We start from the raw sequence: 15469 nt of genomic DNA on the forward strand, positions 1-15469 counted from the left end.
CGGCCGTTTTCGTTTCTTCCATTTCGCAAAGCTGGTAACTTCAGGCCAAAGCACGCAGCCTTGGGCTGGCGCCGACCAGAAGGCCGGCAAGGGCTATGGCCTGCGCCAGTTGTTCGCCGATCGAGCTCGATTCCCAGGCGACGCCGCGCAGCGGATGGCCGATGGCGAACAGATTGCCATGGGTCTCGCCATCACGGGAAATCACCTGGCAGTCATGCGTCGCGTCGATGCCGAAGCCGGTCGCATGCGGCCTGACGATGCCGTTCTCGAGCAGGTTCTGGACGAATGGATCGGCGATCCGCCGCCAATCATGCTCCTGATGGCCGCGGCAGTTGACGACGCCGTCGAAGCGCAGCCGTTCGACCGCGCCGGTATCACGCCAGCGGATTTCAGCGACGATGCCATTTGCCTGCGGATGGAGTGCCAGCACCCGTCCCGCTCGACCCGTCCAACGGCCTTGGCTTCGCGCCAGTGCCACGCGCTCAAAGCTCGGTGGCGCCGCGCGGTGCGCGGTGACATCCCAGAAGGCGCGCAGATGGCGTGCGAACTTCAAGCGCTCCTTGTCGGTGGCGCCTTGCCACAAGGCCAGGATCCACGGCCGGATCGTCAGCGGCAGCCCTTGCCAGTCCAGGCCGGTGGGTTCGATTGCCCGGCGTTCGGCCTTGACCAGTGCGAGAAGCGCCCTGGTGGTTTTCGGCAGCGGCCGCCCGGCGAGGAAATCGCGCCACGCTTCCACGTTGCGCCGAGGTTCGACGATCTGTCCGCGCCGCGACACGACGCGATAACCGCCCTTGAAGCCGCGCGCTTCCATGCTGGCGACGACGTCGACCATGCTGAGGCTGGAGCCGATCAGCAGCAGTTCCTTGCTGCCAGCGAGCCGATCGAGCGCCGCCGAATCCCAGGGATTGGCGATATAACGGGGATCGCCGACGACGGCTGCTTCCGTGGTGGACGGCTGGCTCTGGAACACCCCGGTTGCCAGTACCGCCTCATCCGCCAGCAATTGCTGGCTATCGCTGGTGCCGACGCATACCCCGGACGGACCCGTCAGCATGTCGACGGCGGATGCCTTGATGTGGCGCAGCGAAGAACGCGGATCTGCTTCTCTGATCGCTCTCGTCAGTTCCGACAGGACATAGCTGCCGAACAGCCAGCGCGGCGGGCTTGAGTCCGGGACATCCTCGGGCGGTGTCCAGCCGTGCTCCGGCCCATTCGCCATAAGCCAGCGAACGAGGTGATCGGGATCGTCCGGATGCAGCGAGAAGATGCGCGCCGCGCCGTTGACGAGGTGTTGTGGATCGACGGTGCTATAGGCGACGCCGCGACCAAGCTCGGCCCGGCGCTCGATGATGGTGATTGCCAGCGGCTCAGTTGAACGGTCGAGCAGCTTGATCGCGGTAACCGCGCCGGCAAAGCCGCCGCCAACGATGATGATTGAACGAGGGATCGAGCGTAGCGGGGAGGAAGGGGTATGAAGCATCAAGAACCTTTGCGACGCCGGTGGTCGTGGCTCCAGCCCATCGCCCCGGCAACGATCATCGTGCTTTCCCGTAACCGATGTCAAAAAACAATAATTGCCAGCTGGCGAAAGGCATTCTTTCACTCAGCGGGTTTGGCAGGCGCTAGATAGGAACGCCCTTTGCGACCAGCCCGAGAACCGCTGATGACTGAAAATCGAAAGATAAGGCTTGGAGCCTTTGTTCGCGGACCGGGCCATCATGTCGCTGCCTGGCGCCATCCCGATGTGCCTGCCAATCCGGGCCTGAGCTTCCAGCACTATGCGGACGCCGCGCGCACTGCCGAGCGTGGCCTGTTCGACATGGTGTTTCTGGCCGACAGCCTCAGCGCGCGCAATGGCGAGCAGCCGATCGAGACCTTCGAGCGCACCGGCCATGTCGTGCATTTCGAGCCGCTGACGCTTTTGTCGGCGCTCTCGACCATCACGCAAGGGATCGGGCTCGTTGCGACCGCCTCGACCACCTATTGGGAGCCGTTCCACTTGGCGCGGCTGTTCGCTTCGATCGATCATCTCAGCGGCGGCAGGACAGGCTGGAATGTCGTCACCTCAGCCGATGCGCCGGCGGCGGCGAATTTCAGCCTCGACCAGCATCCCGTTCATGCCGACCGTTACGCCCGCGCCGAGGAATTCGTCGCTGTCGCGCAGAAGCTTTGGGACAGCTGGGACGACGATGCCTTCGTCGCCGACAAGGCTTCGGGGATCGCCATCGACCGGCGCGGCATCCACGCCCCGGACCATGTCGGCCGGCATTTCCGCGTCAAAGGGCCGCTCAACGTCGCCCGCCCGCCGCAGGGCCATCCCGTCATCGTTCAGGCCGGCTCTTCCGATGCCGGCCAGCAGCTGGCGGCGCAGACGGCGGAGGTGGTTTTCACCGCCCATCCGACCATCGAATCGGCCCGAGGTTTTTACAGCGAGCTGAAAGGCCGGTTGGGCTCCTTTGGTCGCTCTGCCGATTCTTTGAAGATCATGCCCGGTGTCTTCCCGGTCGTCGCGCCGACGCGCACGGAGGCCGAGGACAAGTTCGATGCGATCCAGCGCCTGGTCGATCCTGTGGTTGGTGTGGCGCTGGTTTCAGGATTGCTCGGCGGTGTCGATCTTTCCGGCCATTCACTCGACGGACCGTTGCCGGAACTGGGCAGTTCCGATGCCGTGAAGAGCCGCCTGAAAGTCGTTTCCGAATTGGCCGCGAGCCGGAACCTGACCATCCGCCAATTGTATCTCGCCGTTGCCGGCGCGCGCGGCCATTTCCAGATCGTCGGCACGCCAAAGGATGTGGCCGACATGATGGAGGAGTGGTTCGCCGGTGGCGCGGCGGACGGCTTCAACGTCATGCCGCCGATCCTGCCGACGGGCCTCACCGATTTTGTCGACCTCGTCATTCCGGAGCTGCAGCGGCGGCGTCTGTTCCGGACTGCTTACGAAGGCGGGACGTTGCGCGAGAACCTCGGCCTTGCGCGTCCGATCCGTGGCGCCGCTGAACAGCAAGAGAGGAAAGCATCATGAGCGACAGGACGATCGATTCGAAAATGTTTCGCCAATGGCTGGCGGATGGCGAAGAACTGGCGGTACTAGACATTCGCGACAGCGCGACTGTCGGATACGCATCGCCGCTGTTCGCCACCAACCTGCCCGCGGCTCAGGTCGAGGCCGAGATCGACCGCTTCATCCCGCGCAAATCGGTGCGCACCGTGCTGGCGGACGACGGCAGCGGCGTTGCCGAGCAACTTGTCGAACGACTGGTGGGGTATGGCCGTACTCAGCTGTTTTCGCTGAACGGTGGAATTCCGGAATGGACGCAAAGCGGCGTTGAAGACCTGCCGACCTTCGATACGCCGGGCGTCGATTTTTCGCTGGCGATCCGCGACGAGAAGGGAACCCCGGTCGTCAGCGTTGAAGAGCTCGCGGTGCTCAGAGGCCGAGGCGCCGACGTGGTGGTGCTCGACAGCCGCACGGTGGCGGAGTTCGAAAAGGACCATGTGCCGGGCGCCATCAGCGTGCCGGGCGCCGAGCTGGTGCTACGCTTCGCCGACCTGGTGCGTTCACCGGAGACGAAGGTTGTCGTCTCCTGCGCCGGCCTGCCGCGCGCCATCATCGGGGCGCAGACACTGATCGATGCCGGCGTGCCCAACCGGGTCGCCTATCTGCACGACGGCACCAGGGCATGGCGCGAGGCCGGTCTTGCACTCGAAACCGGCAAGACCGCAATCTATGGTCCGGCAAGCGAGGATGCCAAGCGTTTCGCCGGGGAGCACATCGCAAAGCTTGCCGAAGGCGACAGCTTTCCCCGCATCAATGCGGCCACGGCCGCAAACTGGGCGAAGGACGAAACGCGGACGACCTACCTGCTTGACGTGCGCACGCCCGACGAGTTCGCCGAAGCGCATATTCCGGGGTCGATCGCGTCTGAGGGCGGGCAGTTGCTCGGTGTCGCCTATCGCACCATCGCCGTGCGCGGCGCCCGCGTCGTGCTGATCGACGATCTGCTCGGTGTCCGCGCGGCGACGACGGCGCATTGGCTGCAGCGGCGCGGCTTCGAGATCGCGATCCTCTTGTACGACTTCCAGTCGACCAGCCTGGTGGAAGCGGCGTAGGGCAGGAGCACTGTCAGGCGATTTTTTCGGGGGCCACTATTCGGCGGCTTCCGATTGGCGGCGACGGCCCGCCAGCACGTTCTTCTGCATCGCCGTCAGCGAAGACCGCACGGCTTTGGCGCCGTGCTCCAGCATCTTGGCCTCATACTCCGACAGCGCCTGGAGAAGCGGCTTGTCGCCGCGTTTGGCGGCCACCAGCTCTGGCACCAGCAGCCCGGCGTCGTAGATCGCGGTGTTGCCGCCAAGCGCGCGAAAATAGGTCATGGCGTGGATGGCATCGCCAAGCAGCGTCACCGGTTTCGTCGGCCAGGGATCGACAGGTTCGGAGCTGTGGACATGAAGCAGCGCCACCGTCGATGGGTCGGTGTAGCGGATGAGGTTGAGGATTTCCGGGTGCCAGTGGGCGATCTTCGAGATCAGCAGGTCAATCAGTTCTGAACCGGAGAGCTTTGCCAGCGCGTCGTCTGTGGCAAGTTCGTCCTTTTCATAGGCGGTGTTCCACCAGACATAGCTGGTGGTGTTGTTGAAATGGAAGCCGGAAAAATCCTTGTGGGTGGCGTCGTCCAGCCCGATCAGTCCATGCTTTCGGAATGCGTCGACATTGACCCTGTGGCTGGTGACCATAAGCCCATGACCTTCGGTTGGCCTGACGCCGGCATTGTAGTCGAGTAGCAGCGGCGAGATCTGGTGAAGGGCTGCGGCATGCAGCGTCATCTTGCCGGCCAGACGCCTGACGCCGGTGTCGAAGCTTCGCGCATGCGGCACCAGTTGCTGGCGCACCCGCGAGCGGGCGCCGTCGGCACCGACCAGCACGTCGGCATGGATTGCCGAGCCGTCCTCGAAATGCGCGACGACCGAACCATCCGGCTGCTCGTCGTAGCGAGAGAAGACCTTGCCATAGCGCATGATGCCGTCGAGGCCGGACAACAGCACCTGGCGCAGCGTGATACGGCTTACCGATTTTTCGATATGCGTGTCGTCGGCCTCGCCCGGCGCGTTGCCGCCGCCCCAGGCATCCTCGCCCAGGATGTTGAAATTCTCGTCGAGCAGGATGTTGCGATCCGGCGCCTGGCCGAGCGTGGCGACAAAAGCGTCGTAGAGTTCCGGCGGCAAATTGGCGATCAGGGAATCGATGCCGCGCTGGCGGATGCGCAGACGAAAACCCTGGACATAGTCGGTGCGGGCGCGGTCCTTCTCGAAGACCGCGACACTGATGCCGTTCTTCTTCAGGCCTTGCGCCAGTGTCAGGCCGCCGGGGCCTCCGCCGATGATGGCGACTTCGACATGTTCTGTTGTCATGGCGCTCAACCGACCGCCGCGAGCTTGGGCTTGCCCGCGGCAATAGCCGGCGTCTCGGCCAACTGCCGGGCGATATGGCGGCTGAGCGTCGCCTTGGCGGCGATCGTGCGGATCATGTGGTTCTGCGGTGCGTGGGAACGGGCGGTCAGCGCATCACGGTGGTGGCGCTCAAGCTGGAAATCTCTGTTAAGGCCTGGATTGCCGGCAAGCTCCAGCGCCAGCGAGGTGACGGCAACGGCATTGTCGATGACGACATGCCTGACCGTCATGCCGTCGGTGCCCACAGGCCGGCCGGCGTCGACATCTTCGGCGAGTGAACGCAGCAGCCGCGCGCTGCTCGCAAGCCGAACCTCTATGTCGCCCAGCCCTGACTGGATGTGCGGCACGGTCGACAGCGGCGCACCAAGACTTGCCGGCGCGTGCGTGCTGACAAAGGAGACCAGCCGGTCACGGGCAGCACGGGCGGCACCGTGGTAGACAGCGCCGATCAGCGAAAAGAAGAACGCCGTCGCGCTTTCCTCGCGCCTCAGCGGCTCGGATGCCGGCTGCGCCTCGGTGATGTCTTCGGCAGGAACCGCAACATTATCCAGAATGATGTCGTCGCTGGCCGTCGCCCGCATGCCGGCGGCGTTCCATGTCTTTTCGACGCGAAATCCAGGCGCGTCGGTCGGCACCAGGAATGAAGCCAGACGCGGCTGCGGCTCGTCGGTCAGCGCCAGCAAGTTCACCCATTTCAGAATAGGAATGCCGGTGACGTAGTTCTTGTGGCCGGATATCCGCCAGACGTTGCCGTCCCGCCGGGCAATGGTTTCGGGCGGCTTGCCATGAGCTGGCGAGCCGATCCGGGGCTCGGCCTGGGCGGCGTTGATCAGGGCAGGGCCAAGGCGCCCGGCCTCGACAATCCGCTGAACCAGATGGCGCGGCCATTTTCCGGATTTCCGCATCGCATACTGGCTGTTGTAGTGCATGGCCAGCACCAGCGCTGTCGACGGCTCGCCACGACCGATCTCGGCGATCACCGCCTGTGCTTCCGTCAGCCCGCCACCGAAGCCGCCATGTTCGCGCGCCGTGACCAGGCCAAGCAGCCCCGCCTGGTGAAGCCGGTCGAAATTGGCGAATGGGAATTCCCCGGTCGCGTCGTGATGCGCGGCGGTCAGCGCGAAGTCGTCGGCGAGGCCGGCCACTTTCTCGAGGAGTTGCGGAAACTCGGCAATTGTCGACATCATGACGTTGGCTTTCTCTCAGGCGGCGGCCCGAATGTTCACCAGATCGAGCGGCCGGCGATCGACCCAGTGCTCGACGTCGAAATCGCCGGCGAGGAAGCCCCAGTCGCGCAGGAAATCCTTGTAGTGGGAAACCGCTGCGACGAGCTCAGGCTGCAGTCCGAGGCCGAGATGCTTATGGACATCCGGGCCATTGGCGGCCAGCACCTGTTCCTCGGTGGCCCCGGCTTCGCGGGCAACAAAGCGCTGCGTCTCTTCCGGATGCGCCTCGGCCCAGGCACTGGCGCGCAGGATGGTCTCGATCAGTCGCGCGACCAGATCGGGGCGTTGTTCCGCCAGCAGTTCATCGACGGTCAGCACGCGCGGCGAACCGGAATTGATGCGGATGTTCGGGTCGGGGTGGAAGCCGAATTCCACGACCTGGATGGCGCCGATCAGATTGGCGACATTGATCCCGGCCGTGCCCTTGACATAGATGGCGTCGACCTCGCCGCGGATCAGGGCTGCGGCTTCCTCGCCATAGGGCTGCTTGCGCTTGAGGCCGAACAGCGACGGTCCTTCCTGGCCGTCGAGCACGCTGTCGGCCAGCGCTATGTCGACGATCTCGACGTCGCCATAGCCAAGGCCCTCGAGCGAGAGCGCCGAGACCAGTCCCTTCAACGCCGTCGCTCGCATGAAGTCGACGATTCCCTCGGGGCGCCGGGCGATGCCGAAGCGACGGCCTTTCAGGTCCTGGATTGTCCTGATGCCGGAACCGGGCAGGGCGATGATTGCCTGGAATTCGTCGGTCCAGGTGATGCCGACGAGACGCGTCTTGCGCCCTTCGGACCGCGCGCGGATCGGCGGCACGTTGCCGCCGTGGCGGAACGACCAGTCGAGCGTATGGTTGAAATGGCTCTGGCGGATGTCGCGATTGGGCGAATCGATGATCGACTTCAATTCGATCCCCTCCTTGCGAAAGGTCTCGTCGAGAAGCCCGAGCTGTGCGGCGAGCCCGACAGGCGTCGGCACCGGGCAGCGTGTGTACCAGATTTCGGAGATCGCAGTCGCGGTCATGATGGCTCCTTAGGTGTTGCGCAGGCCGGCCTGCTTCATCAGCGGCAGGATGTTCTCGCCGAAGAATTCGAGGTCAGGCTTGAAATCGAAGAAGGACAGCTGCAGGCCGTCAATGCCGGCGTCCTTCAACTTGACGAACTGGTCGACGATCTGTTCGGGCGTGCCGATGAGATAGATGTTGCCGCCGACCTTGGCGTAGGGATCGTCGCGGCCCTCGCGTCCTTTCCAGGCCTGGGCATCGCTGTTGAAGGTCTGGAAGCCTTTCGGCGTGCGGCTGTCGGCATGAGCGACGATCTCATCGGCGACCGCCCAGGCCTCCTTCTCGGTCGGCCTGCTGATGACCAGCGGGTTGAGCAGCGTGCGCACGGTGCGGCCGACGCCGAGGGCTGCGTCCTTCACCTTCTTCGTATGCGCCGGCAGCGCTTCCAGCGCGCTGGCGATGTCGGAGCCGGCCGGGCTGGTGACGAAGACGATGTCGGAATAGCGGCCGGCAAAGGAAATGCCGGCGTCGGAGCCGGTGGCATTGACCAGGATCGGCCGGCCGTAATTCGGCTTGGGCGTGACGAAGCCGCCATTGAGCTTCCAGCTCGATTCTCCGGAGAATGAGAAATTCTCGTCGTCCTGCCACAGTCGCTGCAGCACTTCGACGAACTCGGCGGCGAGTTCATAGCGGCGGTCGTGCTCGATGCGGTTCCAGCCGAACATTTCATGTTCGACGGCGCGATGGCCGGTGACGACGTTGATGCCCCAGCGGCCGCCGGAGATGTGGTCGAGCGTGGCGCCGAATTTCGCCAGATGCAGCGGATGCCAGGGACCGTAGAGAACATGCATGGTCGAGATCAGCATGATCTTCTTGGTGATCGCGGCCATGGCCGCGACGGAGACGAAACTGTCCAGCGCCTGGCCGTTGAAGACACCGCCATAACCGCCCTTGGGCAGCCACTGGCTGAGCGCGAAGACGAGGTCGAAGCCAAGCTCCTCGGCCTTCAACGTCAGGTCGCGATTGTAGTCGAAGCGCCAGTCGGTCGAGCGCGGCAAGGTCGAGTTGGTCCAGCCACCGGCCTGGATCGGCAAGAATAGCCCGAGCAGCACCGGCTGCTGAAGCGCTTTCGACAGCGGGCTGTCCGGATAGTCGGTCGGCGCCTTGAAGAAGGGCGTGCCGACGATGGAACCAGGCTTGTGGGCGAGCGTCATGGCGAACTTTCTCGGGTGGAGGAAGGGAACCCGTGCGAAGGACCGCGCACGGGTCAGGCTCAGGCGACGATATGGGCGGTTGCGAGGGAGCCGGCATTGCCCTCGGCGCCCACCGTGTGACCGGCTATGCGCCTGTTGTAGAGGGTGATTTCCGGTTGGCTGACGATGCCGATATCGGGCAGGTCCTCGACAAGGATCTGCTGGATCGCGGCCCATTGCTCGAAGCGCTTTTCGTGGTCGACCTCGACGGCGGCCGCTTCAAGAAGTTCGTCGACCTTGGCATTGCTGTATTTCGAACCGTTGGAGAACGGCACGCCGGGTTTGAAATTTTTCGACCAGTAGAGGCGCTGTACGCCTACCGTCGGGTCGAACAGATTGCTCATGCCGTTGAAGGTGAAGTCGAAGTCGCGGTCGGTGTAGATGCGCTTGGTGTAGGTGGCGAAATCCTGGCTGCGCACGGTGACCTCGATCCCGACCGCGGCCAATGCCCGCTTGATGTAATCGGCGCCGCGCTTGTAGGTTTCGCCGCTCGGGACATAGTCGTGGACAAGCTTGAGCCGGGTACCGTTGGCGTCGCGCGGCAAGCCTGCTTCATCGAGCAGTTTATCGGCGGCGGCCGTGTCGACCGGATAGGTCTTCAGGTCGGCGACGAACCACTTCTTCAGATTGGGGTTGATCGGGCCTGGAATGGTTTCGCCATAGCCATAGTTGATCGTCTCGCGGATGACGTTGCGGTCGATGACATGGGCGAAGGCACGGCGGACGCGAACATCCTGGAAATAGGCTTTCTCCAGGTTGAATTCGACCCGGCTGATGCCATTGGAATATTGGTAGCCCTGCTTCTCGAAGCCGATATGCGGCAGCGTCTCAAAACGCTGCAAATCGCTGTACGGAATCGGCGTTGCCGGCGCCAGATCGATCTCGCCGGTCTCCAGCGCCAGCGCGCGCGCCGAAGCGTCCGGGATGAAGCGCACGATCAACCGGTCGAGATAGGGGCGCGGTGCGTCCCAGTAGTCAGGATTGCGTTCGTAAACGATGTGGCTGCCGCGCACCCATTCTTTGAAGACGAACGGGCCGGTGCCGACCGGAGCGACGTTGACCGGATTTTCGGCTGCCTTTGTGCCGTCATAGAGGTGCTTCGGCACGATTGGCGTTTCGGCCGCAGCCAGGGCCGTGATCAAGTAAGGCGCCGGCCTCGACAGAACCAGCGCTACGGTCAGCGGATCCGGCGTCTGGATGTCTACAAGGTTGAGGAAGGTGTTGCGGCCGCGCGGATGAACCTCTCTGATCGTGGTGATCGAATAGGCGACGTCGGCGGCGGTGAACGGCTGGCCATCATGCCACTTCACGCCTTCGCGCAGCTTGAAGGTGTATTGCAGCCCATCGCCACTGACTGACCATTGTCTGGCCAGGGATGGGCGCGGCGTGAGATCGAAATCATAGGTCAGCAGGCCCTCGGTGGTCTTTGCCGAGACGTAGACCGAATTGAATGCCGTGTGGGCGATGGTCGTCAGCACAGGCGGCTCAGCCGAGAGCACCAGCGTCGCCGTTCCACCCTGTTTCGGCTCGGCGGCGTAGGCGCTGCGCGATGCAGGCAACAGGGTCGCTCCGAGCGCGGCCGCCGAGATGCCGAGGAACCTGCGGCGGTTCGGACTGAGGAAATGAGACATAGCGTCCTGGTCCTTTTTTGCTGCCGGACCCGATCGGCCGATCGTCGGCCGCCAGGCTAAAAATCCGTCGTTCCAAGAGCGGGCCCGTTTGCGAAAAGATTTGGCCGACCTGCTCCCGCGCTTAAGATTTCATACTTCAAACAGCTAAGTTTGTAGTATGAAATAAAATTCTATTCTGCAATGAAGCCATTTGCAGGATAAAATTTCTTAAATCAGGTTTGACAATGTCTATAAATCTTGTCAACTAAAAAGCGCGGAACTTTCCGGGAAACAGCAAACCCGCATCGTCAGCCACAGCCGGGATAGCGAAAACGATGTCGACCCTGACGCGCATTGGCAGAACCTTCCGGCGCACCGCCATCCAGGCGGTGCCGACCGTTCTGGGCATCGTCATCCTGAACTTCTTCCTGCTGCAGCTCGCGCCCGGCGATGCCGCCGATGTCATGGCCGGCGAGGCTGGCTCGGCCACTGTCGAAACGATGGCGGCGCTTCGCCAGCGCTTCGGGCTCGACAATCCGCTTCTCGTCCAGCTGTTCAACTATCTCTACAATCTGGCGCATTTCAGCCTCGGCTTTTCGCCGCGCTACGGCATGCCGGTCGCCGACCTGATCGGCCAGCGGCTGCCCGGCACGCTAGTGCTGATGGCGGTGGCTCTGGCCGTCGCCATTGTGCTCGGCCTCGCCCTTGGATCGGTGATGGCGGTGTTTGCCGGGCGCCTGCCGGATCGTGTGCTCTCCGTTATTTCGCTGCTGTTCTATTCAATCCCGGGTTTCTGGATCGGCTTGATGCTGATCGTGCTGTTTTCGGTCAAGCTCGGCTGGCTGCCGAGCGGCGGCTCGGGAACCATCGGCAGCAACCTGACCGGCCTTGCCGGGCTCTGGGACAGGGCGCGCTACATGATCCTGCCGGCACTGTCGCTGGCGCTGTTCTACGTGGCGATCTATGCGCGGCTGACACGAGCGGCGATGCTGGAGGTCCAGTCGCAGGACTACGTGCGCACCGCCGCAGCCAAGGGCCTGCCGCCGGCCATCATCACCATTCGCCATGTCCTGCGCAACGCGCTGATCCCCATTACCACCATGGCCGGCATGCATGTCGGCGGCATGCTCGGCGGCGCCGTGGTTGTCGAGACTGTCTATTCCTGGCCCGGCCTCGGGCGTCTCGCCTTCGAAGCGGTCATGGGCCGCGATTTCACCGTGCTGCTCGGCATCCTTCTGTTGTCGTCGCTGCTGGTGATCATCGCCAACGCGACCGTCGATCTTCTGCACGCCTGGCTCGATCCCCGCATCGGAGTACGCTGATGGCTTCCACCGATTTCGCCGCGGGCGATGCCCGTTCCCGCCGTCTCCATGCCGATGCCCGCGGGCCCGCGGCACCGCCTGAACCCGAGGCAAAGAGTTGGAGCAATCTCCACGCGCCCGACGCACGCTCCGCTTCGGCAGCGTCGGTGCCGATAGCCGCTGGCGGGCGTGCGCTGAAGGTTTTCCTGCGCAATCCCAACGCCATGTTCGGCGTTGTGTTCCTGTCACTGGTCGTGCTGGCCGCACTGCTGGCACCAGTCCTCTATCCGGCCGATCCGCTATCGATGGTGGCGCGGCCCTTCCTGTGGCCGGGCCAGAACCCAGCCTTCCCACTGGGCACGGACTCCATGGGCCGCGATGTGCTTTCGGGCATTCTGCATGGCGCACGGATTTCGCTGTTCGTCGGCCTGGTGGCGACCGCGCTCGGCCTCAGCTTCGGCATCCTGGTCGGCGCCGCCGCCGGCTACTTCGGCGGCTGGATCGACGACCTGCTGGTGCGCCTGATCGAGATCTTTCAGACCATACCGAGCTTCGTGCTGCTGGTCGTCATGGTGGCGATCGCGCAGCCGACCGCGCCTGTCGTGACAGTGGCGATCGCCGTCATCACCTGGCCGACGGTGGCGCGGTTGACCCGCGCCGAGTTCCGGGCCATCCGCGAGAAGGATTTCGTCATGGCCGCCCGCAGCCTCGGCTACGGCCATGTCCGCATTATCTTCCGCGAGATCCTGCCCAATGCGCTGCCGCCGTTGATCGTGACCTCGTCGGTGATGGTGGCGACCGCGATCCTGATGGAATCGGCGCTGTCCTTCATGGGCCTCGGCGATCCCAACGTCGTCAGCTGGGGCTCGATGATCGGAGCGGGCAGGGAATTGATCCGCACCGCTTGGTATCTGACAGCGCTTCCGGGATTGGCGATCGTCTTTACCGTGCTGGCGCTGAACCTGATCGGTGACGGCCTCAACGACGCGCTCAACCCGCGCTTCTCACAGGAGCGATAGAGATGGCGGCTCCTTTGCTCAGGATCGACAATCTGACGGTTCGCTTCCCGACCGCCGAGCCGGTCAGCCGGCTGAGCTTCGAGGTCGGTGAGGGCGAGACGCTGGCGATCGTTGGTGAATCAGGCTCCGGCAAGTCGCTGACCGCGCTCGCCCTGATGCAGCTTCTGCCGCGCTCGGCGAAAATACCCAATGGCAGGATCGAATTCGCCGGCAAGGATCTGCTTGGTCTCGACCAGAAGGCTATGCGGAGCCTGCGCGGACGCGAGATCGCCATGATCTTCCAGGAGCCGATGACGTCGCTCAATCCGGTGCTGACCATCGGCCGGCAGATCACCGAGGTGCTGACGCTGCACGAAGGCATACGCGGCAAGGCAGCGCGGAACCGTGCCATCGAGCTTCTCAATCTGGTTCGCATTCCCGATCCGCAGCGGCGCATCGATGACTATCCGCACCAGCTTTCCGGCGGCATGCGCCAGCGCATCATGATTGCCATCGCCGTCGCCTGCCGGCCGCGCCTGCTGATTGCCGACGAACCGACGACGGCGCTCGACGTGACCATCCAGGCGCAGGTGCTCGACCTGCTCGATACGCTGCGCCGCGAACTGTCGATGGCTGTCATGCTCATCACCCACGATCTTGGTGTCGTGGCACAATGGGCCGACAAGGTCGTCGTCATGTATGCCGGCCGCAAGGTTGAACAGGCGCTGCCGGACGCACTGTTCAGAACACCCCTTCACCCCTATACGCGCGGCCTGCTGGCGGCGTCGCCGCGGCTGAAGACCAATCTCCACTACCGCGACGCCAGGCTGACGGAGATTCCCGGCAGTATCGTCTCGGCCGCCGGCGAAAAGGGCTGCCCGTTCCGCCCGCGCTGCGCGGTGGCGCGCGACAGCTGCGCCCATTTCGTACCCGACCTCGTCGAGGTGAGCGAGGATCGTCTAGTCGCCTGCCCCTACAGCTTCATTCCGGAGGTTGCGCATGGCGCTGCTCTCGGTCTCTGACCTTTCCACCCATTTCCACGCCCAGGGCGGCACGCTGCGCGCCGTCGATGGCGTATCCCTCGAAGTCGGACGCGGCGAGACGGTTGGTCTCGTCGGCGAAAGCGGTTGCGGAAAATCGACGCTAGGCAAGACCATCATGCGGCTGGTCGACCCGACTAGCGGCAGGATCGAGTTCAACGGCACCGACATCACCGTTCTCGACACGCGCCGGCTGAAGGCGGCGCGCCGTAATATCCAGATGATCTTCCAGGATCCGTTCGCATCGCTCAATCCGCGCCACACGATCGGCGACATCCTGACAGCACCACTGAAGGTCCATGGCATCGGCAACACGGCCGAGCGGCGCACCATCGTCGAGGACATCATCGAGCGTGTCGGTCTGCCGAGGGATTCGCTTGGCCGCTACCCGCATGAATTTTCCGGCGGGCAACGCCAGCGCATCGGCATCGCCCGGGCGCTGATCCTCAATCCGGAACTGGTTGTGTGCGACGAGCCGGTGTCGGCGCTCGACCTTTCGATCCAGGCGCAGATTCTGAACCTGCTGGTCGACATGAAACGTCAGCTCGGCCTGTCCTATCTCTTCATTTCGCACGATCTATCAGTCGTTCGCTATTTCGCCGACCGGGTGCTGGTGATGTATCTCGGACGCATTGTCGAAAGCGCCGACAATGCGGCGCTGTGGACCTCGCCAAAGCATCCCTACACGCGCGCGCTGATGGATGCCGTGCCGGACCCGGCGCGCCGACGTCAGGCCGCGCCGATCCATGGCGATCTGCCAAGCCCGCAGAACATCCCCAGCGGCTGCCGTTTCCATACCCGCTGCCCGCTGGCGACCGATCTGTGCCGTTCGCAGGAACCGGCGTTCCGAGCGATCGCGCCGGGACACCATGTCGCCTGCCACTACGCCGAACCAACCATCAACTGAAATTCAACGGAGCAGAAAAATGTCCGACTACCGCTATCTTGGCCGCAGCGCCCTGAAGGTTTCGCCGCTCAGCCTGGGCACGATGATGTTCGGCGGGCCGACCGAGGAGACGGTCGCGCATCGCATCATCGACAAGGCGCGCGAGCAAGGCATCAACTTCATCGACACCGCCGACGTCTACCACAACGGCAAGTCCGAGGAAGTCGTCGGTCGCGGTATCAAGGTGACGCGCGATCATTGGGTCGTGGCGACCAAGTTCGTCAACTCGCATGACAAGGGGCCTAATCTCGGCGGCCATTCGCGCAAATGGGTGATCCAGACGGTCGAGAACAGCCTGCGGCGCCTGGGAACAGACTATATCGACCTGTTCTACTTCCACCGCGCCGTCTTCGATGCGCCGCTGGAAGAGCCGGTGCGGGCGATCGCCGACCTGATCCGCCAGGGCAAGCTGCGCTATTTCGGCGTCTCCAACTTTCGTGGCTGGCGCATCGCCGAAGTCGCGCATCTGGCCGATGAACTCGGCATCGACCGGCCGGTAGCCAGCCAGCCGCTCTATAACATCGTCAACCGCACCGCCGAGGCCGAACAGCTGCCGGCGGCCGCCTACTACGGTCTTGGCGTCGTCTCCTACAGCCCGCTGGCGCGCGGCGTGCTGACCGGCAAATACGAGCCGAACCAGGCGCCTGCCGCCG

13 protein-coding genes are annotated in these 15469 nt (G+C 63.9%); 7 read left to right on the forward strand and 6 right to left on the reverse strand.

Features of this window, described 5'->3' with window-relative positions; all coding sequences use genetic code 11:
* Nucleotides 1-40: 40 nt before the first annotated feature.
* Nucleotides 41-1480 carry an FAD/NAD(P)-binding protein gene (locus tag NKH04_RS04175; RefSeq protein WP_352831690.1) on the reverse strand — a complete coding sequence of 480 codons (1440 nt, stop codon included), beginning with the start codon at nt 1478-1480 and terminating at the stop codon, nt 41-43.
* 180 nt (nt 1481-1660) lie between these two features.
* Here NKH04_RS04175 and NKH04_RS04180 point away from each other — a divergent pair, with 180 nt between their 5' ends.
* Together NKH04_RS04180 and NKH04_RS04185 are read left to right on the forward strand one after the other, a co-directional pair.
* The gene (locus NKH04_RS04180; RefSeq protein ID WP_352616995.1) at nt 1661-3022 is read left to right on the forward strand and encodes an LLM class flavin-dependent oxidoreductase; all 1362 of its coding nucleotides are present in this window, start codon (nt 1661-1663) and stop codon (nt 3020-3022) included.
* A complete protein-coding gene (locus NKH04_RS04185; RefSeq protein ID WP_352616960.1) occupies nt 3019-4110 on the forward strand; it encodes a rhodanese-like domain-containing protein in 1092 nt (363 codons plus the stop codon). The genes NKH04_RS04180 and NKH04_RS04185 overlap by 4 nt, the downstream gene beginning before the upstream one ends.
* Nucleotides 4111-4146: 36 nt before the next feature.
* Here NKH04_RS04185 and NKH04_RS04190 read toward each other — a convergent pair whose 3' ends face one another.
* From NKH04_RS04190 to NKH04_RS04210, 5 genes are read right to left on the reverse strand one after another with little or no spacing between them, the layout of a single operon-like run.
* Nucleotides 4147-5409, reverse strand: coding sequence for an FAD-dependent oxidoreductase (locus tag NKH04_RS04190; protein ID WP_352616956.1), 1263 nt, complete (start codon nt 5407-5409; stop codon nt 4147-4149).
* A gap of 5 nt (nt 5410-5414) precedes the next feature.
* Complete coding sequence (locus NKH04_RS04195; RefSeq protein WP_352820148.1) at nt 5415-6632, reverse strand: acyl-CoA dehydrogenase family protein; 1218 nt, start codon at nt 6630-6632, stop codon at nt 5415-5417.
* A gap of 18 nt (nt 6633-6650) precedes the next feature.
* The gene (locus NKH04_RS04200) at nt 6651-7688 is read right to left on the reverse strand and encodes an ABC transporter substrate-binding protein (RefSeq protein WP_352820131.1); all 1038 of its coding nucleotides are present in this window, start codon (nt 7686-7688) and stop codon (nt 6651-6653) included.
* A 9-nt stretch (nt 7689-7697) separates the two neighbouring features.
* Nucleotides 7698-8882 (reverse strand): LLM class flavin-dependent oxidoreductase, encoded by a 1185-nt coding sequence (locus NKH04_RS04205; RefSeq protein WP_352471360.1) that lies wholly within the window; start codon nt 8880-8882, stop codon nt 7698-7700.
* A 59-nt stretch (nt 8883-8941) separates the two neighbouring features.
* Nucleotides 8942-10552 (reverse strand): ABC transporter substrate-binding protein, encoded by a 1611-nt coding sequence (locus tag NKH04_RS04210; protein ID WP_353044026.1) that lies wholly within the window; start codon nt 10550-10552, stop codon nt 8942-8944.
* Nucleotides 10553-10866: 314 nt separating this feature from the next.
* Between NKH04_RS04210 and NKH04_RS04215 the strand changes: the two genes are divergently transcribed.
* The 5 genes from NKH04_RS04215 to NKH04_RS04235 all read left to right on the forward strand — a co-directional run.
* Nucleotides 10867-11853: an ABC transporter permease gene (locus tag NKH04_RS04215; RefSeq protein WP_352449708.1), complete on the forward strand. Its 987-nt coding sequence runs from the start codon at nt 10867-10869 to the stop codon at nt 11851-11853.
* Nucleotides 11853-12851, forward strand: coding sequence for an ABC transporter permease (locus tag NKH04_RS04220; protein WP_352471358.1), 999 nt, complete (start codon nt 11853-11855; stop codon nt 12849-12851). The genes NKH04_RS04215 and NKH04_RS04220 overlap by 1 nt, the downstream gene beginning before the upstream one ends.
* A gap of 2 nt (nt 12852-12853) precedes the next feature.
* Nucleotides 12854-13852 (forward strand): ABC transporter ATP-binding protein, encoded by a 999-nt coding sequence (locus NKH04_RS04225; protein ID WP_352471356.1) that lies wholly within the window; start codon nt 12854-12856, stop codon nt 13850-13852.
* Nucleotides 13830-14777 carry an ABC transporter ATP-binding protein gene (locus tag NKH04_RS04230; protein WP_352471355.1) on the forward strand — a complete coding sequence of 316 codons (948 nt, stop codon included), beginning with the start codon at nt 13830-13832 and terminating at the stop codon, nt 14775-14777. The genes NKH04_RS04225 and NKH04_RS04230 overlap by 23 nt, the downstream gene beginning before the upstream one ends.
* Before the next feature lie 19 nt (nt 14778-14796).
* The coding region (locus NKH04_RS04235) for an aldo/keto reductase (protein WP_353044027.1) at nt 14797-15469 on the forward strand (673 nt) is incomplete at its 3' end.

Origin of the sequence: Mesorhizobium sp. M1365 (assembly GCF_040317865.1) — a bacterium.
Taxonomy (GTDB): Bacteria; Pseudomonadota; Alphaproteobacteria; order Rhizobiales; family Rhizobiaceae; genus Mesorhizobium.